The 21,068-nt window shown below is 66.9% G+C and carries 19 protein-coding genes and 2 tRNA genes; 8 read left to right on the top strand and 13 right to left on the bottom strand.

Annotated elements, in window-relative coordinates; all coding sequences use genetic code 11:
- The first annotated feature begins 125 nt into the window (after window positions 1–125).
- Window positions 126–1,418 carry an MFS transporter gene (locus ASE13_RS04580; protein ID WP_056612039.1) on the top strand — a complete coding sequence of 431 codons (1,293 nt, stop codon included), beginning with the start codon at window positions 126–128 and terminating at the stop codon, window positions 1,416–1,418.
- 173 nt (window positions 1,419–1,591) lie between these two features.
- Here ASE13_RS04580 and ASE13_RS20140 read toward each other — a convergent pair whose 3' ends face one another.
- The 4 genes from ASE13_RS20140 to ASE13_RS04565 all read right to left on the bottom strand — a co-directional run bounded on the left by ASE13_RS20140 (window position 1,592) and on the right by ASE13_RS04565 (window position 3,533).
- Entirely contained in the window at window positions 1,592–1,759 is a 168-nt protein-coding gene (locus ASE13_RS20140; protein ID WP_200955569.1) for a hypothetical protein, read from the bottom strand.
- A gap of 125 nt (window positions 1,760–1,884) precedes the next feature.
- Window positions 1,885–2,889: a LacI family DNA-binding transcriptional regulator gene (locus ASE13_RS04575; protein ID WP_056612037.1), complete on the bottom strand. Its 1,005-nt coding sequence runs from the start codon at window positions 2,887–2,889 to the stop codon at window positions 1,885–1,887.
- 161 nt (window positions 2,890–3,050) lie between these two features.
- Window positions 3,051–3,126, bottom strand: a tRNA-Ala gene (locus ASE13_RS04570).
- A gap of 86 nt (window positions 3,127–3,212) precedes the next feature.
- The gene (locus tag ASE13_RS04565; RefSeq protein ID WP_056612034.1) at window positions 3,213–3,533 is read right to left on the bottom strand and encodes a TIGR02300 family protein; all 321 of its coding nucleotides are present in this window, start codon (window positions 3,531–3,533) and stop codon (window positions 3,213–3,215) included.
- 100 nt (window positions 3,534–3,633) lie between these two features.
- On the opposite strand from ASE13_RS04565, the gene aroA reads away from it, so the two are divergent.
- Window positions 3,634–4,959, top strand: coding sequence for a 3-phosphoshikimate 1-carboxyvinyltransferase (gene aroA / locus ASE13_RS04560; RefSeq protein ID WP_056612031.1), 1,326 nt, complete (start codon window positions 3,634–3,636; stop codon window positions 4,957–4,959).
- A gap of 8 nt (window positions 4,960–4,967) precedes the next feature.
- Entirely contained in the window at window positions 4,968–5,600 is a 633-nt protein-coding gene (locus tag ASE13_RS04555; RefSeq protein WP_056614691.1) for a (d)CMP kinase, read from the top strand.
- Between the two features lie 2 nt (window positions 5,601–5,602).
- On the opposite strand, the gene ASE13_RS04550 is transcribed toward ASE13_RS04555, so the two are convergent.
- Window positions 5,603–5,881, bottom strand: coding sequence for a hypothetical protein (locus ASE13_RS04550; protein ID WP_056612028.1), 279 nt, complete (start codon window positions 5,879–5,881; stop codon window positions 5,603–5,605).
- Between the two features lie 314 nt (window positions 5,882–6,195).
- Between ASE13_RS04550 and rpsA the strand changes: the two genes are divergently transcribed.
- The 3 genes from rpsA to ASE13_RS04535 all read left to right on the top strand — a co-directional run bounded on the left by rpsA (window position 6,196) and on the right by ASE13_RS04535 (window position 8,525).
- A complete protein-coding gene (gene rpsA, locus ASE13_RS04545; protein WP_056612026.1) occupies window positions 6,196–7,908 on the top strand; it encodes a 30S ribosomal protein S1 in 1,713 nt (570 codons plus the stop codon).
- 168 nt (window positions 7,909–8,076) lie between these two features.
- Window positions 8,077–8,355 carry an HU family DNA-binding protein gene (locus tag ASE13_RS04540; protein ID WP_056612023.1) on the top strand — a complete coding sequence of 93 codons (279 nt, stop codon included), beginning with the start codon at window positions 8,077–8,079 and terminating at the stop codon, window positions 8,353–8,355.
- An 83-nt stretch (window positions 8,356–8,438) separates the two neighbouring features.
- A tRNA-Leu gene (locus ASE13_RS04535) sits at window positions 8,439–8,525 on the top strand.
- Window positions 8,526–8,531: 6 nt separating this feature from the next.
- On the opposite strand, the gene ASE13_RS04530 is transcribed toward ASE13_RS04535, so the two are convergent.
- Entirely contained in the window at window positions 8,532–8,765 is a 234-nt protein-coding gene (locus tag ASE13_RS04530; protein WP_056612021.1) for a hypothetical protein, read from the bottom strand.
- A gap of 182 nt (window positions 8,766–8,947) precedes the next feature.
- Here ASE13_RS04530 and ASE13_RS04525 point away from each other — a divergent pair, with 182 nt between their 5' ends.
- Entirely contained in the window at window positions 8,948–10,405 is a 1,458-nt protein-coding gene (locus tag ASE13_RS04525; RefSeq protein ID WP_056612018.1) for an ABC transporter substrate-binding protein, read from the top strand.
- 21 nt (window positions 10,406–10,426) lie between these two features.
- Window positions 10,427–10,840, top strand: a complete 414-nt coding sequence (locus tag ASE13_RS04520; protein ID WP_056612014.1) for a DUF4112 domain-containing protein — start codon at window positions 10,427–10,429, stop codon at window positions 10,838–10,840.
- 15 nt (window positions 10,841–10,855) lie between these two features.
- On the opposite strand, the gene nadC is transcribed toward ASE13_RS04520, so the two are convergent.
- The 7 genes from nadC to ASE13_RS04485 all read right to left on the bottom strand — a co-directional run bounded on the left by nadC (window position 10,856) and on the right by ASE13_RS04485 (window position 21,028).
- Window positions 10,856–11,701 (bottom strand): carboxylating nicotinate-nucleotide diphosphorylase, encoded by an 846-nt coding sequence (nadC, locus tag ASE13_RS04515; RefSeq protein WP_056612011.1) that lies wholly within the window; start codon window positions 11,699–11,701, stop codon window positions 10,856–10,858.
- Window positions 11,702–11,869: 168 nt separating this feature from the next.
- Window positions 11,870–13,315, bottom strand: a complete 1,446-nt coding sequence (locus tag ASE13_RS04510; RefSeq protein ID WP_056612008.1) for an alpha/beta fold hydrolase — start codon at window positions 13,313–13,315, stop codon at window positions 11,870–11,872.
- Window positions 13,312–13,806 (bottom strand): hypothetical protein, encoded by a 495-nt coding sequence (locus tag ASE13_RS04505; RefSeq protein WP_056612005.1) that lies wholly within the window; start codon window positions 13,804–13,806, stop codon window positions 13,312–13,314. The genes ASE13_RS04510 and ASE13_RS04505 overlap by 4 nt, the downstream gene beginning before the upstream one ends.
- A 1-nt stretch (window position 13,807) precedes the next feature.
- Window positions 13,808–14,356, bottom strand: a complete 549-nt coding sequence (locus ASE13_RS04500; protein ID WP_056612001.1) for an RNA polymerase sigma factor — start codon at window positions 14,354–14,356, stop codon at window positions 13,808–13,810.
- A gap of 87 nt (window positions 14,357–14,443) precedes the next feature.
- Entirely contained in the window at window positions 14,444–14,974 is a 531-nt protein-coding gene (locus ASE13_RS04495; RefSeq protein ID WP_056611998.1) for an OmpH family outer membrane protein, read from the bottom strand.
- Window positions 14,975–14,993: 19 nt separating this feature from the next.
- On the bottom strand, window positions 14,994–15,425 hold the full coding sequence (gene bamE / locus ASE13_RS04490) for an outer membrane protein assembly factor BamE domain-containing protein (RefSeq protein WP_056611994.1): 432 nt from the start codon (window positions 15,423–15,425) through the stop codon (window positions 14,994–14,996).
- A 38-nt stretch (window positions 15,426–15,463) separates the two neighbouring features.
- The gene (locus ASE13_RS04485) at window positions 15,464–21,028 is read right to left on the bottom strand and encodes a YadA-like family protein (RefSeq protein WP_056611990.1); all 5,565 of its coding nucleotides are present in this window, start codon (window positions 21,026–21,028) and stop codon (window positions 15,464–15,466) included.
- Window positions 21,029–21,068 lie beyond the last annotated feature (40 nt).

The following is a 21,068-nucleotide window of genomic DNA, read 5'->3' as shown; positions in this document are numbered from 1 at the left end:
GGGAGCCGAAACAGTCTTCGTCATGGATGTGGGACGCACATGGCGGTTGATACGTTCCGTGACGCTCGGCTATGCCGACGCGTCGTTTGGCGGGGTCCTCCCGCGCTTCAAGGACGTGGCTGGATATGATCGGTGCGCTCGGGTTGATGAAGGAGCGCCGGTTCCTGCCGCTGTTCGTCACGCAGTTTCTGGGGGCGTTCAACGACAACCTCTTCAAGAACGCGATGATCTTTTTCGCGACCTATCAGATTTTCAGCTCGGTCGAGCAGGAAACGCAGTTCAGCGCGATCGCCACGGGCATCTTCATCCTGCCCTTCTTCCTCTTCTCCGCGCTCGCCGGGCAGCTCGCCGACAGCTACGACAAGGCGAAGATCATGCGGATCATCAAGGCCGCCGAGGTCGTGATCATGCTGGTCGGCGCACTCGGCATCTTCATCAAGAGCCTGCCGCTGATGCTGGTGGCGCTAGTGGGCATGGGCATTCACTCGACCTTTTTCGGCCCGATCAAATATGCCGTGCTGCCCCAGCATCTGAACGAGGACGAAGTGCTGGGCGGCACCGGGCTGGTCGAGGCGGGGACCTATATCGCCATCCTGTTCGGCACGATCGCGGGCGGACTGATCAGCCCGACCGTCGCGGCCTTCGCCGTGGTGGGCGTGGCGATGATCGGCTGGCTGGCCTCGCTCAAGATCCCGCCGGCACCGCCGCTGACCAAATTGAAGCTGGATTACAACATCTTCCGCGCCTCCGCCCGGCTGATCGGCGCGACGATGCACATCCCGCGGCTGTATCTCGCCATCGTCGCGATCAGCGTGTTCTGGACGATCGCCGCAGTGCTGGGCGTGCTCTTCCCGCCGCTGGTGAAGAACGTGTTCCATGCCCAGAAAGACGTCGCCAGCGTGTTCCTCGCGATCTTCTCGGTCGGCATCGCGATCGGATCGGTGGTGATCAACCGGCTGCTCAAGGGCCATGTCTCGGCGAAATATGCGACGGCCTCGGTGCTCGCCATGTCGCTGTTCGTCGTCGATTTCTTCTTCGCCGCTCTGTATTTTCCGGTGAGCGAGGGAGCGCTGCTCAAGACCGCGAACTTCCTCGCGCTGCCCGATGCGTGGCGGGTGCTGTTCGACCTCGCGATGATCGCGATCACCGGCGGCATGTTCGTCGTGCCGCTCTACGCCTTCCTCACCACTACGGTGGACAAGTCGCAGACCTCGCGCACGGTGGCGGCCAACAATATCGTCAATTCAGGCGCGATGGTCGCCGGCTCGGTGGGCGTTCTCGGCTTCACCCACATCCCCGGCGTCGACGTGGTCCACGCGATCTGGATCGTCTTCCTCTTATGCCTCGCCTCGGCCTATTGCGCGTGGCGGCTCTACAAGGCCGAAGATCTGCCCCACGGGCTCGATCCGATTCCCTGAAGTAATCACCCTCTCCCGCTTTCGCGGGAGAGGCGCGAGACTTGGCAGCTTGCTGCCTAGTCGCAGCGGTGAGGGTCTTCTTCTCCCATGAAGACGCTGCCGCGTGGAAGAAGAAGACCCTCACCCAACCCTCTCCCGCGAAGGCGGGAGAGGGCTAAATTCCGCCGGCCGTCCTAGACGATGAAGGTGTAGAAGCAGACGAAGAAGGCGCTGAAGCTCAGCGCGAAGAGCTTCCAGTCGCTATCGTCGCTGATCTTGCGCTCGATCGCGGAGACGCGCCGCATATGGCTGCGGAACGGGTGGCGGCGGGCATGGCCCTCGGCGACGAGCTGGCTTTGCATCGCAGGAGTTAACGCTTCGTTTACTTTTATGGCCAGCAAAGAAGAAGGTTAACGCGCGTTTTGTTACGGGACACGCTCCGCGCGCTGTCCCGGGGGTAGCAGGCTCTTAAATCCCGAGATCGTGGTTAACGCGGCACCGGACCGGTGGTCGAGCGGATCATCAGCTTGTGCTCCAGCGTGACCCGTTGTCCGGTCTCGGGCGAGAGCATCAGATCGGCGGCGGCATAGGCCAGCTCGCGTACCGGCTGGCGCATCGTCGTCAGCGGTGGCCATACCGCCTTGGCCAGATCCGAATCGTCGAACCCCACGATCGAGAGCTGACCGGGAATGTCGATATCGGCCTCGTGCGCCACCGCCAGCACGCCCGCGGCCATATCGTCGTTGCCGGCGAAGATCGCCGTGGGACGTGGCGTGCGATCCAACAGTGACCGCGCCGCCTCGCCGCCCGAAGTGAAGCTGTTCTCGCCCGCGACGACCAGGCCCTCGTCGAAAGCGATACCGTGCGCCTCGAGCGCCTCGCGATAGCCCTGCAGGCGCTCCCAGGTCGAGACGTGGCTGTCGAGCCCGCGGATGAAACCGATCGCGCGATGCCCGAGCCCGATCAGATGCTCGGTGACTTCGCGCGCGGCCGCCACGTCGTCGATCGCAGCCGCCATGCCGCTGTCCTTGCGCGCGCCGGGCGCGATGCGGACATAAGGCAGTCCGCGCCGGTCGAGCTCGTCGAGCAGGGCAGCGATCTCGGTGACCGGCGGCGACAGGATCACCCCGTCCAGATGCGCCTCGTCGACCAGCGCCATGACGTTCGACACCAGATCGGGCGACTGGCTGTCGATCGGCTGAAGCAGCAGCCGGTAGCCAAGTTCGCTGCAGCGCTGCTGTGCGCCGAGCTGGATGTGATAGACATAATAGGGGCTGGGATTGTCGTAGAGCAACGCCACCTGGAACGACCGCCGTCCGGCGAGTGTGCGCGCCGCGTGGCTGGGGCGGAAATTGAGCCGCGCCACGACTTCCTCGACGCGCCGGCGCGTTTCCTCGCTGACGTGCTTCTCGTTATTAAGGACGCGCGAGACGGTCTTGAACGACACGCCTGCGATCTTCGAGACTTCCTTGATCGTCGGACGGCTGGACATTGCTCACCCCCGGCCGGAAGCGGCCCTGATCGAAGGCATATTTGACAGCGCTGCCACTGCGCAAGCACGGATATGTGCAGTAACTGCAACCATATTGGCCGGCGAGGCCGCGCGGGCGCCTCTTACGGGGATCGGAAATGCCTCGAAGGAAGCGGGGGGAATGGTGGAGCCGAGGGGGATCGAACCCCTGACCTCTGCAATGCCATTGCAGCGCTCTCCCAGCTGAGCTACGGCCCCAAACCCCGGGAAGACGGGCCCATTAGAAGGGCTCCGCGGGTTTGGCAAGGACGCTTTTTGCACGCGCCCTTGCCGCACCGATTTTCTTACTGATCGTCCTCGTCGCTCGCCGTCTCGACACCGAGATCGTCGTCGCCGCCGAGATCGACGTCATCGTCGGGGGACGGCTCTTCGTCCTCGGCGATGTCCAGATCTTCGTCACCCAGATCGGAGTCGACCGCCGCCGGCTTGTCGGGGTTGGCCTTGACCGCTTCGAAGGGCATCGGCTGCTTCGACTTGAGAATCGGCTCCGGCTCCCACGAATAGGAGCAGTTGATGCACGTGACGGGCTCGTCCTTGGTCAGATCGTAGAAGCGCGTTCCGCACTTCGGGCACGCGCGCTTGGTGCCCCATTCCGGCTTCACCATGTGTTGCCTCTTGCCTTTCAAAATATCGAGATTTCGGGTGTGACCCGGAAAGTGGTGGGCGCCTTGCCATGACGCAAGGCGGCTGTCAAAGCCGCGCGCAATGTCGCACGCCCCGCCCCGCCCCTTCGCCGTTTCCGCCCGCGGTCCGCTGCGCGGCACCGTCACCGTCCCCGGCGACAAGTCGATCAGCCATCGCTCGCTGATGTTTTCGGCGCTTGCGGTCGGCGAGAGCCGAATCGAAGGGCTGCTCGAGGGCGAGGATGTGCTGGCCACCGCCGCCGCGATGCGGGCGATGGGCGCGGATATCGAGCGTGGGCCTGACGGCATCTGGCGCGTACGCGGGGTCGGCGTTGGCGGGCTGCTTCAGCCGCAGGCAGCGCTCGACATGGGCAATTCGGGCACTTCTACCCGGCTGCTGATGGGACTCGTCGCGAGCCACGCGATCACTGCGACCTTCACCGGCGACGCCTCGCTGTCGGGCCGCCCGATGGGGCGCGTGATCGAGCCGCTGTCGCGGATGGGCGCGGACATCACCTCGTCGCCCGGCGGGCGCCTGCCGCTGATGGTGCGCGGTATCAATCCGGCGGTGCCGATCGAATACACGCTTCCCGTCGCCTCGGCGCAGGTGAAGTCGGCAGTGCTGCTCGCCGGACTCAACACGCCGGGAATCACTCGGGTTATCGAGCCGGTGCCGACGCGAGACCATAGCGAGCGGATGCTGCGCGGATTCGGTGCGGAACTCACGGTAGACGATGGCCCGAACGGCAAGATCATCTCGATCACCGGCGAGGCCGAGCTCAAGCCCCAGTACATCATGGTACCGGGCGATCCCTCCTCGGCGGGTTTCTGGATGGTCGCGGCGTCGATCGTTCCGGGCTCGGAAATTCTGATCCGCAACGTCTGCATGAACCCCACGCGCACCGGGCTGATCACTGCGCTCAAGCTGATGGGCGCCGACATCGTCGAAGTGGACGCGCGCGAAGTGGGCGGCGAAGCGGTCGCCGACCTGCGCGTTCGCCATGCGCCGCTCAGCGCGATCGAAGTGCCGCCCGAGCTCGCGCCGAGCATGATCGACGAATATCCGATCCTGTTCGTGGCGGCGTCGTTCGCGCAGGGTCGCACCGTGGCGCGCGGGGCGCACGAGCTGCGCGTCAAGGAATCGGACAGGATCGCAACGATGCGCACCGCGCTCGAAGCCGCAGGCGTGCGCACCGAAGAGCATGAGGACGGGCTGGCGATCGAGGGTTCGGGCGGCGATCCGCTGCCCGGCAATGCACAGGTCGCCTCGAAGCTCGATCACCGCATCGCGATGAGCATGACCGTCGCCGGGCTGGGCGCGGCCCAGCCGATCACGATCGACGATGTCGGCCCGGTCGCGACCAGCTATCCCGATTTCTTCCAGACTCTCGAGGCTCTTGGGCAGTAGTGCGTAGCATGATCATCGCCGTCGACGGACCCGCCGCCTCGGGCAAGGGCACCATCGCCCGCGCGCTCGCGCGGCATTACGGGTTGCCGCATCTCGATACCGGCCTGCTCTATCGCGCGGTAGCGGCAACGGTGTTGCGCGGGGGGCTCGATCCGGCTTCGGCAGCCGATGCAGTCGCGTCCTGCGGTTTCGAGGCCGGGCTGCTCGACGATCCCTGGCTGCGCACCGACGAGGTCGGCAAGGTGGCGTCGGTGGTTTCCGCCCACCCGCCCGTGCGCGCGGCCTTGCTCGATCACCAGCGCAAGTTCGCGCAGCAGCCGGGCGGTGCGGTGCTCGACGGGCGCGACATCGGCACGGTGATCGCACCCGACGCCGACGTGAAGCTGTTCGTCAAGGCGACCCCCACGATCCGCGCGCAGCGCCGGCACCTCGAGTTGCGCAAGCAGGGCGCCAATACCAGCCTCGACAGAGTGCTGGCCGATATCCGTGCCCGCGACGAGCGCGACTCGCACCGTTCCGAAGCGCCCATGCGGCAGGCCGAGGACGCGGTGGTGCTCGACACCAGCTTCCTGTCGATCGACGCTGCCATCCAGCGCGCGATCGCCCTGGTCGAGGCGCGAACCCGCGCCGCCCCGAACTGAGCTCAGCCGACCGGCAAGGTGATTTCGCCGCCTTCACCCGGCTGGGTGAAGCCGCGCAGGATGGTGAGCATCCCTTCGGTGCCGAACAATTGGTATAATGTGAACAGACCGCGCGAGAGATCGCCGTCGAACTGGAACGAGAATCGGTCCATCGCGCAATTCTCCATCTCCAGCGGCCCGCCGGCATAGACGAAGATGACGTCGCGGAACGAGCAGCCGGTATAGCTGTTGCCGTCCAGCGAAACGGTGGTCGATTCGAAGGTCTGGTTGACGTATTCCATGGCGCTTTCTTCTTCTGGGTGGGCGCGGCCCTGACATGATGGGCGCGCCACCGCAATGCCCGGCCGCGCAGCTTGCCTCTCGGGCCCACTTCCGCTAAGGGGCGCGCGTCCTGCGGGCGTTTGCTCGCGGAGGTTTGGCGCGTGGACACGAGTCTCGCGCGCCCTTTTCGCACTCTGTCGCGTCTGGTCCTCCGCCTGTTTTCGTCCGCACGGATGCCGCGACCGGCATTCGGCCGCCGCGGCAATTTCGGCCTTTCAAGACCGCCGGATTCAACCGGCTGGCCGGAAAACGTGAACCAGGAACTGATCCTCTTATGGCCACTACGGCAAACCCCAGCCGCGACGATTTCGCGGCGCTCCTCGAACAAACCCTCGGCGGCGCAGAAAGCTTTGAAGGCCGCGTCGTCATCGGCACCGTCACCGGCATCGAAAACGACCTCGCGGTCATCGACGTCGGCCTGAAGTCCGAAGGCCGCGTGCCGCTGCGCGAATTCGCAGCGCCGGGCCAGAAGGCGGACCTCAAGGTCGGCGACGAAGTACAGGTCTATGTCGACCGCGTCGAAAACGCGAACGGTGAGGCTATGCTCAGCCGCGACCGCGCCCGCCGCGAAGCCGCCTGGGACAATCTCGAAACCGAATTCGCCAAGACCGCACGCGTCGAGGGCGTCATCTTCGGCCGCGTCAAGGGCGGCTTCACCGTCGACCTCTCGGGCGCGGTGGCCTTCCTCCCCGGCAGCCAGGTCGATATCCGTCCGGTGCGCGACGTCACGCCGCTGATGGACATCCCCCAGCCCTTCCAGATCCTCAAGATGGACCGCAAGCGCGGCAACATCGTCGTGTCGCGTCGCGCGGTTCTTGAAGAGACCCGCGCCGAGCAGCGTTCGGGCCTGATCCAGTCGCTGGCCGAGGGCCAGGTGATCGACGGCGTCGTCAAGAACATCACCGATTACGGTGCGTTCGTCGACCTGGGCGGCATCGACGGCCTGCTCCACGTCACCGATCTCAGCTACAAGCGCGTCAACCATCCGAGCGAAGTGCTCAACATCGGTGACACGGTGAAGGTGCAGATCATCCGCATCAACCGCGACACGCAGCGCATCAGCCTCGGCATGAAGCAGCTCGAGAGCGATCCGTGGGATGGCGCCGCCGCCAAGTATCCGGTCGGCGCGAAGCTCAGCGGCCGCGTGACCAACATCACCGAGTACGGCGCGTTCGTCGAGCTCGAGCCGGGCATCGAAGGCCTGGTACACGTCTCGGAAATGAGCTGGACCAAGAAGAACGTCCATCCGGGCAAGATCGTCTCGACTTCGCAGGAAGTCGAAGTCGTCGTGCTCGAGGTCGACGCCGAGAAGCGTCGCATCTCGCTGGGCCTCAAGCAGGCGCAGAACAATCCGTGGGAGACCTTCGCGGCCGCGCACCCGGTCGGCACCGAAGTCGAAGGCGAAGTCAAGAACGCCACCGAGTTCGGCCTGTTCATCGGCCTGGACAACGACGTCGACGGCATGGTCCACATGTCGGATATCGCCTGGGGCATCTCGGGCGAGGACGCGCTCAACCTGCACCGCAAGGGCGAGACCGTTAAGGCGATCGTGCTCGCGATCGAGCCCGACAAGGAGCGCATCAGCCTCGGCATGAAGCAGCTCGAGCGCGGTGGCCCGTCGGCGGCCGTGGCTGCGGGCGGCGGCGACAAGCTCAACAAGAACGCGATCGTCACCGTGACGGTCCTCGAAGTCCGCGACGCGGGCCTCGAGGTTCAGGTTGGCGACGATGGCGTCACCGGCTTCATCAAGCGCACCGATCTCGGCCGCGACCGCGACGAGCAGCGTCCGGAGCGTTTCCAGGTCGGCCAGAAGTTCGACGCGATGGTCACCGGCTTCGATCGTTCGAAGAAGCCGACCTTCTCGGTCAAGGCGATGCAGATCGCCGAAGAGAAGCAGGCCGTCCAGCAGTACGGCTCGTCCGATTCGGGCGCGTCGCTGGGCGACATCCTCGGCGAGGCCCTCAAGGCCCGCAACGAGAAGAACTGATGCAGGCTGGGGAAGCGGTTTCGGCCGCTTCCCCCCTCATTTCCTGAAATAAATGCCCTAAACTGATAATCTTCGGGTTGATGCAGGTTGCATAAGGGCGCTAGAGCAACCCGGTAGGGTAGCCGCGGCAGACTAACCGCAGTCCATGTGTGCCAAGGGAGGGTGCGGATGATCCGTTCGGAACTCGTGCAACTGCTGGTCGACGAAAATCCCGGCCTATCGGCACGCGAGGTCGAGAAGATCGTCTCCGTCTTCTTCGACGAGATCGTCGGCCGCCTCACCGAAGACGGCCGCGTCGAGCTTCGCGGCTTCGGCGCCTTCTCCACCCGCGCCCGCGACGGCCGCACCGGCCGCAACCCGCGCACCGGCGAAACCGTGGAAGTCGCGCCCAAGCGCGTGCCCTATTTCAAGCCGGGCAAGGAAATGCGGGTTCGCCTCAACGTCTGACCCCGATCAACGCCTTCCAGAACGCAGATGAGGCCGGAACCGCTTGACGGTTTCGGCCTCATGCGCTTGGCAAGAAGGTACGTGCGGACGTGGCGGAACCGGTAGACGCCGGAGACTTAAAATCTTCTGCCCCTCGGGGCGTGCGGGTTCGAGTCCCGCCGTCCGCACCAAACCGATCAGGGGCTGTCGGGATCGTCGTCGTCGGTGGCGATGATGATGCCGCCGGCGACGATCGCCGCCACGCCGATGATCGCGATGATCGGCGCACCTGCGAGGTCCGATTCATTCTCCGCATCGGTCGAGGCACGCAGCGAGAGCTTGGAGGCAGAGCCTTGTGCGGCGATCGCCGGCGTAGCCGCCAGCGAGAGTGCGGCCATCGCGGTCGCGACTTTTCCCAGGATACGCGCCATCGAAATACTCCTCGGTTGGGGGGACAAGCGGAAAAACTTTCGACTTCGAGCCCGGTTCCCCTAGATCCGCTGCAACGCGGCGAACGGAGCATTTGCGCGGCCCGGCAGGAGGATCGGCAGGGGGTTGGCAGCATGCGGCCTGAGCCATACACCCGCGCTGTGTCCCATTGGTGGAACCCCGCATGAATCGCTTTGCCTTACCCGTTTTGCTTGCCCTGGCGCTGGCGACCGGCGGGTGCGGCGGCGGGCAGCGCAAGGACGATGCGCCGGTGGTGGTGAGCGCCATTGGCGGCGAGGCGCGGCTCGCCGATCCGAGCGCCGGGCCGATCGATCCGGCCGAGCGCGTGCTGATGGGTGCGACCGCACAGGGGCTGGTGCGGTTCGATGCGAGCGGCCAGATCGAGCCGGGGCTCGCCGAGCGCTGGATCGTCATCGACGACGGACGCAGCTACATCTTCCGTCTGCGCGAGGCCTATTGGCCGGACGGCGCTCCGGTCACCGCGGCGCAGGTGATCCGGGTCTTGCGCCGCGCCGCCGCGCCCGATGGCCGCAACCCGCTGGCGCCGTTCCTCGCCGTGATCGACGAGATCGTCGAGATGACTCCAACCGTGATCGAGGTGCGGCTGAAGCGGCCCCGGCCCGACCTGCTCAAGCTGTTCGCCCAGCCCGAACTGGCGGTGTTCCGCACCGGCACGCTCGACGGCAGCGGCCCGTTCCTCGCCCGGAAGATCGCGCACGGCTTCCTGCTGCGCCCCACGCCCGATCCGGCCCGGCAGGACAATGCCACGCCCGAGCCGGAGGAAACCGTACAGCTCTATGGCGAGCGCGCCGCGCTGGCGCTCGCGCGCTTCAAAGCGGGCGAGTCCGACATGATCCTCGGCGGCACCTTTGCCGACTGGCCGCTCCTCGAGCCGGCCAAGATCGCGCCGGCCAACCTCCAGGTGGACCATGCGATCGGGCTGTTCGGGCTCGCCGTGACCCATCGCCGCGATTTCCTGGCCGACCCAGCGAACCGCGCGGCGATCGCGATGGCGATCGATCGCGCCACGCTGGCCCAGCAGCTCGACGCCGATTGGGCGCCGATGGAAACGCTGTTGCCGAGCAAGATCGATTCGGCCGCGCCCCCTGCCCAGCCCGGCTGGTGGACCCTGCCGATCGAGGCGCGTCGCGAGACGGCCCGCGCGCGGGTGCTCGCCTGGCGACAGCAGCATCCGGAACCGTTGACGCTGCGCATCGCATTGCCTCCCGGCCCCGGCGCGACCCTGGTCTGGGCACATCTGGCGCTGGCGATGCGGCGGATCGGTATCGAGCCCCAGCGCGTGGGGCTCGGCGATCCGGCGGACCTGCGGCTGATCGACGCAGTCGCGCCCTACGACAGCGGCCGCTGGTTCCTGCACACCGCCTGCATCGCCTGTTCCGACCAGGCCAAAGCACTGATCGACGCCGCTCGCGAAGCCCCGGACCTCGCCGCCCGCGCGCAGCGCATCGCCGAGGCCGACGCCGCGCTCACCGCGGATTCCTCTTATATTCCAATCGCCCAACCCCTACGTTGGTCGCTCGTCGCGCTGCGGCTCGACGCCTGGCAGCGGAACACGCGGGCATGGCACCCGTTGAACCACCTGCGAAACGAGACGGAGTAGGCTGTGGCGAAGACGGAGCAAATGGCATCGGGATGGACCGCGGCGGCGAAGAACCTGCCGCTGGGCAAGGATCCCGCGCATGTCCGCCGCCGGATCGAGGCGATGGAGCATCTGCTCGAACGCAGCCTCACCATTCCGGGCACGCGCTTTCCGATCGGCCTCGACGTCGTGCTCGATCTCGTCCCCGGCATCGGCACCACGGTCGCCGCCGTGATGGGCGCCTATATGGCGTGGGAGGCGCGCAACCTCGGCATGTCGAAGACCCAGATCGCGCGGATGGCGGGTAATGTCGGGTTCGACTGGATGCTGGGCATGATCCCCTGGGTCGGCGCGATCCCGGACCTGTTCTTCCGCTCGAACTCGCGCAACCTGAAGATCATCAAGAAGCATCTCGACAAGCATCACCCGGCGACGGCGACGATCGATCAGCGCTGACTCTTGCAAGGCCGCTCAGGCGGCGGTGAAATCGAGCCCGATATCGGCGGCGGGAGCGGACTGGGTCAGACGCCCGACGCTGACATAGGTGACGCCGGTCTCGGCAATCGCGCGGATCGTATCGAGGCGGACGCCGCCCGATGCTTCGGTGGGCACGCGGCCGGCGACCAGCGCCACGGCATCGCGCAACATATCCGGCCCCATATTGTCGAGCAGCAGATGGGTGGCGCCGGCGTCGAGCGCCGGGGCGATCTGATCGATCCGGTCGACCTCCACGATGATCCGCGCGATCCCGGCATCGACTGCCCGGCGAACCGCCTCGCCGATCGAACCGGCGACGCCGACATGATTGTCCTTGATCATCGCCGCATCCCACAGCCCCATGCGGTGGTTCTGCGCGCCGCCCATGCGCGTGGCGTATTTCTCGAGCACGCGCAGGCCGGGAATGGTTTTCCGGGTGTCGAGCAAAGTTGCGCCGGTGCCATGGATCGCATCGACATAATGGCGCGTCAGCGTGGCGATCCCCGACAGATGCTGGATGGTGTTGAGCGCAGAACGCTCGGCAGTGAGCATCGCGCGGGCCCGCCCGCGGAGGCGCAGCAGATCGGTGCCGGCGGGGACGCCCTGCCCGTCCTCGACCAGCCGTTCGATCTCGACCTCGGGATCGAGTGCGCGAAAGAACGCTTCGGCCAGGCCCAGGCCGGCGACGGTGATCGCGTCGCGGCTGTCCATCACGCCTTCGAACACCGCGTCGGCGGGGATGACGGCGGCGGAGGTGATGTCACCGGCATCGCCGAGATCCTCGGCAAGCGTGGCGCGGATAAAGACATCGAGGTCGAAAGGTTCGAGCATGAAGGTCATGGGGCCGCTCTACAGCCGGCGTCGTGCGGGCGAAAGCCGGGATGCGAAACCCCGGGGGCTATCGGCATTTCAACTCTTCCCCCTCCCTTCCAGGGAGGGGTTGGGGTGGGTGGCACCGACTGGGGCTCGATGCCCCAGTCGGTGCCTTTTGCTATCAGGGAAACGGACTCATCGCTGGAACGGTATCGCCGGCAGACGGACACGGTCCACGCCGATCGCCCGGTCGCGCAGGAAGTCGCGGAGCAGCGGCTGGATGGCGGGGTCGCCGAACAGATCGAACTGGTGCGCGCCATTTTCGAGCACGATCACTTTGGCGTGCGGCAGCTCCGCCGCGATCTCGCGGGCATTCTCGATCGGGGTGCGCGCGTCGAGATCGCCGACGAGGATGAGCGTCGGCACGGCGCTGCGCACCGGCCTGCGATACTCGGCTCCGAGATCGGCGCCGGGCCAGGCCGATTGCAGGTCGATCGTCGGAAAATTCATCGCGTCGTCCAACAGCGCCTCGCGCGCTTCCAGCCGAATCCGCTCGAGACGCTGCGGGCTCGCGCCGGATGCGATATCCATCATATATTTCATCCCCGATCCGAGCCGCCACTGCGTACGCGAGGCCAGTGCGAGCGGGCTGATGCGGCTGAAATTGCCGGCCGCCATCTCGCGATAGGCGATGGGCAAGGTGGCGAGCGCCCGCGGATCGCCGAGCGCCTGTGCGGTAATCCATTGCAGGTCGAACGCGCCGATCACGATTTTGCGTTCCGCACCACCGGGGCCGGCCACATCCAGCGTCAGCGGCGCCTTGCGGAGACGCTCGATCACCGTACGCATAGTCTCCGGCAGCTCGGGAACCCCCGCGCGCGCGCCGATGCGGCGGATCGCGGCATCGGTCTGCAAGGGCAATTTGAAACTATGGTCGGGGCCCTCCGGGCTGACCAAGATCAACCGCTCGACGCCGGCAGGGTGACGCCGGGCCGTCGCCAGCGCAAGGTGCGAGCCATAGCTGCGACCCCAGAGATTCATTCCGGAATAGCCGAACGCGCGCCGGACCGCGTCGACATCATCGGCGTTTTCAACTGTCGTGTAGGAAGCGAGCCGAATGCCGGCCTCGGCGAAATGCTGTGCGGCAAGGCGCGAAGCGCGCTCCATCAGCGGCAACCATGTTGCAGGCGAGCCGGGTGCATCGAGGGGCAAGGGAATTGGATCCGGCAGCGCGAGGCTGGGCTGCGATCGGCCGGTGCCGCGCTGATCGAAACTGACCACGTCGTCGCCCATCAGATCGAGCAATGCGGCCGCCCGCCGCTCGGGCAACCCAGATAACAGCCGCGTGCCCGAATCGCCGGGGCCTCCGGCGAGCAACATGTTAGCGGCCTTCCCCGCCCCTCCGGCCCAGCGCAGCCGAATGACTGCCAGCTCGATCCTTCGAGGGTTTGCGCTCGCGCCGCCGCGCTGTTCGGGGACGCTGACATAGCCGGTCGTGATTTCCATCGTGCGGCCATCCGGAACGGCGACCGCTCGGATATGGATCCGGTCGATAGCCGGGTCGGCCTGGGCAACTGCCCGGCCCGCGAGGGTCATCGCAGCGACCGTCAGCATGACGGCGAGCAGGCGACGCACGATCATCGGGCGGCTCCTGCGCCAAGGGCTTCGAGCGCCCGTCTGCGATCAAGGAGCACCGCCAGACGCTGGCGGGCGCGCGCTAGCAGCAGCCCGGAACCGGCGACGAGCGCCAGCCCCAGCCCGCCCGCGGCGAAGCCCGTGGGCACATCGGCCGCGGCCCCGATCGCGAATGCCCCGGCCGTGAACACCGAGGTGAAGATCAGCGCGAGCCATCCGGCGACGACTCGCTGGCGGGCGAACAGCACGCGGCGCTGGGTGAGCACCCATGCCGCATAGCCGGTCCAGGTTGCGCCGATCATCGCCAGCACTGCCAGCGCCGCCAAGGTGCGCAGCGGCAGGCCCGGTTCAGTCAGCAAGAGCGCGACGATCACCATCGTCATCGCCAGCGCGGCGGCCAGCAGCGCGCCATGCGCGATGCGCGACTGCAGCGAAAGCTCGGCGCTGGCGATCCGCCGCGCGAAGTCGATCGCTTCGGCACCATGGTTCGCATTCACCTCAAATCTCCTTTTCCAGCTCGAGGCGCAGCAGGCGCCTGGCGCGATGCAGCCGCGACTTGATCGTGCCCGAGGGTACCGAGAGCGCGCCTGCCGTCTCCTCGATGGTCAGCTCCTGCAAATAGAACAGGCTCAGGACCTCGCGCTCGACAGGTGGCAGCCGGGCCAGCCCGCGCTCCATGGCCTCATGATCATGATCCGGAGGCTCGTCCTCGGCCAGGTGGTCGGCGTCGTCGGCTGTGGACGGAAAAGCCCTGTATCGGCTGCGAAGCGTGTCGATGAAGGCGCGGTGCGCGATGCCGAACAGCCACGAACGGAAGCGGGCCGGATCGTGGAGACGATCGATTCCGCGCAGAACCCGCAGCCAGATGTCCTGCGTCAGTTCCGCCGCCGCGTCGCCGTCCTCCGACACATGCCGGGCATAGCCGGCGACTGAAGCCGCCCACCGCACGGCCAGTTCGTCGAATGCGCGGCGCTCGCCCAATTGGCAGCGTGTGACGAGCAGTTCGTCATCGATCTGCGGTTCTTCGCTTGCGGCTGCTGGTCGCATCCCTGGCCCCATCGTTTCCCCTCGTAGTCGGGCCGCGACGGAAAAGGTTCACGGGGTTGCGGGCTGCTCCTGGCAGCGTTCGGCGCTTCACTGGAGAGCGACGGCCTGCAGGATGCCGTCCATTTCGCGGGCGGCGGCCGACGTGATGTCCATCGCGTTATTCCACCCGTAAGCGTGGTCGCGTTCCATCACGACGCCGCATGCGTTGCGCGTGATGACGCGGCTGAGCGCGTCGTTGAGCGCGCGATCGATCTGCTGCTGGCCGCGGGTCTGCGCGGCGATGAAGCGCGCATTCTGCTGCTGCTCGAATGCCTGCGCCTGCTGGTTGAGGACGCCGAGCTGGCGCTGGAATTCGATCGGAGCGATCGCGCTTTGCCGCGCTTCGAGCGCCCGGCGGTCCCGATCGATGGCGGTACGCCGCTGCGCCAGCTCGCCGTTCAGCGACGCCTGCATCTGTTTGAGCTGCGCCTGCAGCGACTGGCCCGCGCGCGAGGCGCTGATCGCGCCTGTCCGCGACAACAGGCACATCCCCGGAACCGGCGCTCCGAACGTCTGTGCCGACGCGGGGACGCCGGCAAGCAGGAGGAGAGAGGTGACGCAGAGACCAATCAATCGCATGGCGTCACCTCTCACTCAATCAGCTCGCGGCTGCAACCCGATCCGCGCAGGATTGCTCCTGCCAGATCACTTCGGACACGGTGACGCTATAGCGGCCGCGCTGCCGCTCGAAGCGGATCTGCATCCGGCAGCGCACCCGCTCCACGCTTCCCGGCGCGACGGGGAAGAACAGGACGTAGTTCCACCGCCGCGTGATGCCCTCGCCGAAATGCGGCGGACCGAGCAGCGGATAGATGCTGAACTTGTCGACCCCCGGCGTGATCAGCCGCACCGATGCGGGGCTCACCGTCACGCCCAATTTCTTGTGCTCGAGCGGGGCCTTGTGGAAGGCCGAGGGATCGACCGAGGCCACATAGGTGGTCGCGGGCGGCGGCGGGGCCTTTTGCGCGACGGCCGCAGCCGGGCTCATGAGGCCTGTAAGGATCGTGAGCGCGAGGAACCTGGTTTTCATGTGCGTCCTCCTTGGGAGATCGGATGGGAGATGGGAGGTCAGAACTGGAAGCCGACGCCGGCATTGGCGCCGACGCGCCGCTGCGTGTCATAGGTCGCGCCGGCTTTGATGACGGTCTTCCCGTCATCCATCACGCGCGAGAGTCCCAGAGCGAAGGCCGACTGCCCCTGATAGGTGCCGGCACCGAACGCCAGCATCCCGCGCCCCGGCTCGAACGCCTGCGGAAGTCCCGCCGCGGCCAGCGCGCCCGCAGTGCCGGCATTGGCATCCCGCCGGATCTGCGAGAGATCGAACTCGACTCCGGCCAGCCGCGTGTCGGTATAGGCGTTGGCCGACGCCAGCGTGTCGGCGAGGCCGTCATTGAGCTGCTGGAGATTGACGGCGTCGGTCGGCGCGACGCCTGCGGCGACGTTGTGCAGCACCGCCGCCGATCCGCCCGGGTTGAACGTCACCGAATTGCGGCCCGGATCATATTGCACCGAATTCTGGGCCTGCTGCTGGACCGGATAGAGCTGTGACCCGTTGACTGCGTCGGTCGAAGTCGCGGTCACCGCGCCCGCTCCGACATTCTGGACGACATTGCCGCCCATGTTGACGCTGGTATTGGCGCCGACCGCGAGACCGCCATTGGCATTGACCACGCCGTTGAATGTCGGGTTGTCCGCCATCGCGACCTCCAGCCGATTGCCGGTCAGCGTCACGACGGTGTTCGAGCCCGCGGTGACGTTGAGTGTGCCGTTGGACGGGACGTTGGTCGAAGGGCCGCCATTGGCCTGGATGTTCCAGCCCGCGCTCGCCGTCGTGTTCAGCGCCTGCAGCGCGTCGTTGACGTTGCTGTAGTTGTTCCCGCCGACGTTGAGGTTGGTCGTCACGGTGCCGGTCGTCGGATCATAGGTCGATCCTCCGCCCAGGCCCGCTGCAGTGCTGTTGCCGAGATTGGTGACGTTGCCCTCGACGGTGGTCACTCGGTTATCGAGATTGGTGACCGCCGTGGTCTGCGCGCCGAGCGCGTCGCCGATATTGTTGTAGGTGTTCCCGCCCACCGTGTAGCTCGGCGCGGTATAGGCGCCGGTGGTCGAGTTATACGACGCCCCGCCGCCCAGCGCCGTGGCGGTGTTCTGCGCCACCTGGTTGAGCTGGCTGACGTTCACCGCGTCGGTCGGTGCCGAGCCCGCGGCGACATTGGTGAGTTGCCGCTCGGCGCCCGCACTGCCCACCGAGACTTCGCCCGCCGAGTTCTGCGGCGCGGCCAGGCCGTAGCCGGTATAACCGACCCGCGAGCCGACCGCGGTCGTCGCCCCGGCGCCGAGCGCGACGCTACCCGAGAAGCTCGCATTGGCGCCCGGGCCGATCGCGATCGACTGGATGCCGTTGGCGATCGAATTGGTGCCGAAGGCGATGCCGTCGGCCTGCGAGACATGGGCGTTCTGCCCGATCGCGGTGCCGCCCGGCGCGGTCTGATCGACGATCGCGCCGTTGCCCATGCCGATGCCGTTGTCGCCGTTGACGACCGTGGTCGGACCGACCGCGATCGATTCCTGGCCGGCGGCCAGCGAGTCCACCGCAGTCGAATTGGCATGGAAATACAGCACCGGAGTCACCGAGACCGATCCGATCGCGCCCTGGAGCTGACGCAGCGTGACCGCATCCTGCGCGCTAGTGCCGTCGGCCACGTTGGTGATCTGGCGATACTCGCTCGTCGCCGCATTGCCGACCGACACGGCGCCCAACAAGGTCGCGTCGGTCGTGTTGTAGGGCACGAAACCGATGCCGGTCGGGATCGTGCCGCTGATCGGCGCGATCGCCCGATCGGAGACCGAACCGCTGCCCAGCGCCAGTGAACCGTCGATGCTGGCCTGGGCGCCGCGGCCCAGCGCCACTGCGTTGCCGGCGGCAGCGGTCGCCTGATAGCCGAGCGCGGTCGAACCCACCCCTTGCGCGAAGGCGTCGGTCTGCGCGAGGCCCGTCTCGTTGGTGCGCGCATAACGGATGCCGATGCCGTTGGCGTCGGTATAGGCGGTCGAGGTGTCGCCGGTGATGTTGGTGAGGCTGTTGCCGAGGTTGGTGAGACTGTTGCCGAGATTGACGACATCGCCCTCGACCGTCGTCACGCGGCCATCGAGACTGGCGATATCGTTGGTGTTGATCGTCACCTGCTGGTTGGTCGCGAAGAGCTGCGAGCCGTTGACGGCGTCGGTCGAGCTGCCGTCGAGCCGGCCCGCCGCGACATTGGTGATCGTCCGCTCGGCACCGACCGCGCCGACGCTGACCGTGCTGAGCGGCGTGGTGCCGGCGAAGTTATAGGTATTGCCGCCGATCAATGCGCTCGCCGTGCCGACCGCCGCGCTGGTGGTCGAGCCCGAGCCGAGCGCGATGTCGCCCGCGTTGTTGGCCACTGCGTTCGGTCCGATCGCGACCGAGTCGGTGCCCAATGCCTGGCTGTCGGCAAGCACCGAATTGGCATGGAAATACTTGATCCCGCCCCCGGTGGTGATGTTGTTGACCGTGTTGCCGAGCGTGGTGACATCGCCCTCGACCGTCGTCACCCGGCCGTCGAGCGCGGCGATATCATTGGTGTTGATCGTCACCTGCTGATTGGTGGCGAAGAGCTGCGATCCGTTGACTGCGTCGGTCGAACTGCCGTCGAGCCGCCCCGCCGCGACATTGGTGATCGTCCGCTCGGCGCCGACGGCACCGATGCTGACCGTGCTGAGCGGCGTGGTGCCGGCGAAGTTATAGGTATTGCCGCCGATCAGCGCACTCGCCGTGCCCACCGCCGCAGTGGTGGTCGCGCCCGAACCGAGCGCGATATCGCCGGCATTGTTGGCCACAGCGTTGGGGCCGATGGCGACCGAGTCGGTACCCAAGGCCTGACTGTCGGCGAGCACCGAATTGGCATGGAAATATTTGATCCCGCCGCCCGTGGTGATGTTGTTGATCGTGTTGCCGAGATTGGTGATGTCGCCCTCGACCGTCGTCACCCGACCATCGAGATTGGTGATGTCGGTGGTGTTCTGGTTCACTTGCGTGCCGAGGCTGTCCACCGCCTGGTTGGTCGCGAAGAGCTGCGAGCCATTGATCGCATCGGTCGAGCCGCCATTGATCCGGCCGGCCGCGACATTGGTGACTGTCCGTTCCGTACCTGCGGCGCCGACGCTCACCGTGCTGGTGGGCGTGGTGCCGGCAAAGGCATAGTTGGTGCCGTTGATCGTCGCGCCGGCCGTACCCACCGCCGCGAGGGTCGAAGAGCCTGAGCCCAGCGCCACGTCGCGCGCATTGTTGGCCACCGCCGTGTCGCCGAACGCAACCGCGCCCGCCGCCAGCGCGCTGCTGGTGTTGCCGATCGCGACCGAGCCCTGGCCGACCACCGTGTTCTGATAACCGATGCCGACCGCACCCTGCGCGGCCACGCCAGGCGTGCTGATCGCCTGCCCGCCACCGCCGACCATGTTGGTATTGCCCATCGCGACCGAACCGTCGCCGGTCGCGGTATTGTCCTTGCCCTGCGCCACGGCGCCGTTGCCGGTCGCGGTGCTGGGATCGCCGATCGCGACCGCGCCATCGCCATTGGCGACGTTGCCGGCGCCGATCGCCACTGCCTTGCCGCCGGTGGCCGTCGTGTTGGTGCCGATGGCGACCGAGTCGACGGCGTTCGCGACTGCGCCGAGGCCGGCCGCGATGGCATTGTTCGCCGTCGCGCTGGTGTTGTTGCCGAGCGCCAGCGAGGAGACGCCCGTCGCTTGCGCTCCCGAACCTGTCGCGACCGAACCAATCCCGCTCGACACCGCCCCATTACCCAAGGCCAGCCCGAAATCGGCCGAAGCACTGGCCGAGCGGCCGAGCGCTGTCGCGCTTGCCCCCGCAGCACTGGAGGCCACACCGAGCGCGGTGGCGTTGATGCCGGTCGCAGCGCTTTGGCGTCCCATCGCGATCGCGTTTGTCGCGGACGCCGTCACGTCCGTGCCGATGGCGACGGCGCTCTCGGCGAGGGCACCCGTCCCTACGACGGTGCGCCCGCCCAGATAGACGGCATTCAAGCCGCTGGCAGCTGCTCCAGTGCCAATGGCGGTGCCGTTGGTCCCGCTGGCTTGCGCACTGCGACCGATCGATGTCGTCCCGTCGGCGGTGACGCCGATACCCGCATTGGTTCCGATCGCGACGTTGTCGCTGCCCGTGACCAGGCTGCCTGCGGAGGCGCTGAGAGTCCCGTCGTAGGTGACGGAACCGTCGCCGGTTCCCATGGCGACGTTGCGCGCGCCCGTGACACCGGAGCCGGCGCCTCGCATCACGCTGGCGATGCCGCCGCCCATCGCAGTATTCTGCGCGCCGCTCACGAGCGCCCCGGACGCGATGCCCACCGCGACCGAGCTGCTGTTGCCAATGGTCGAACCAGCACCGGCACCCTGACCGACTGCAACCGTGCTAACGCCGACGGCCACCGCTTGCGTCCCGAGCGCCAGCGAACTGTTCCCCAGCGACCGCGCTCCATTTCCGACGGCGGTAGTAGCAAGGCCCGACGCCTCGGCCAGATGGCCGGCTGCCAAGGCATCGACGGCGCTCGCAGTGCTCTCACCGCCAATGGCGATCGAATTGGTGGCCGTTGCATTGGCGCCCCGGGTTGCGTTGCCGCCGATCGCCAGCGAACCGACGCCTGTGGCACGCACGAGCCCGGATGCATCGTTGGGACCTCCCCCGCCCAGCGCCGTCGCATAATGCGCGCCCGCAACGGCCCCCCAGCCCCCAGCGTAGGAAGCGTTGCCGGTGGCTTGGGCGCCGGTACCCACAGCGGTGGAATTCCCTCCCGAAGCAAGCGAGAAGGTGCCCAGCGCGTTGGCGCCAGCTCCGGTGGCATTGGCCTGAACGCCGAGCGCGACCGTATTGACGTTGCTCGAGATCGCGGTCTGGCCGATCGCTATCGCGCCGCCGGCGCCGGAGGCATTCGCATTCAGGCCGATAGCCACCGCATATTGTGCCGATGAAACGCTCTGCGTTCCCATCGCGATGGCATTATTGAGAGATGCCGTCACATCGGTGCCGATGGCGATGGCGCCGGGCGAGAGCGCACCCGATCCGGCCAAGGTGCGCGCGCCGAGATAGACGGTGTTGATCTGGGTCGCGGCTGCCTGGAAGCCAATCGCGACGGCGTTCTGGGCGCCCGCGAAGGAATTGTGACCTTCCGCAACGGAGCTCAATCCGGACGCCGTTGCCGTATTGCCGATCGCGACACTACTCGCCCCACTCGCCGTCGCAGTAGTGGTGGTGGTTCCGATCGCAATGCTCTGCGCGCCCGACGCGGTGCCGTTTCCGACGGCGGTCTGGGCCTGCGCCACCCCCGGCAGCCCAAGCGCGACGATCGCGGCGAGGCCGCCGATCATGCCGGCGGGACCTGCGGAGGACAGCAATGCCGAGCGGGCGCCGCCGCCGAAGCCCAGCGATCCCACGCCCAGTTCCTTGCGGTTGACGCCCAGCACGCGGTGCGCGCGGCGCAGCACGGCCATCAGCCGGCGCCGCTGCGTCCAGCTTCCCTCACTCCCGCTGCCGATCCAGCTCGCAGCGAAGCTGGTGTGACGATTGCCATTCGATGCGGACGCAACGCTTTTCATGACGGTTTCCCCTTTTGCTCGCCGATTCCTGGACAGTGGC

Origin of the sequence: Sphingomonas sp. Root241 (genome assembly GCF_001428865.1) — a bacterium.
Classification (GTDB): Bacteria; Pseudomonadota; Alphaproteobacteria; order Sphingomonadales; family Sphingomonadaceae; genus Sphingomonas.
This window is presented reverse-complemented; position numbering and strand designations above follow the sequence as displayed.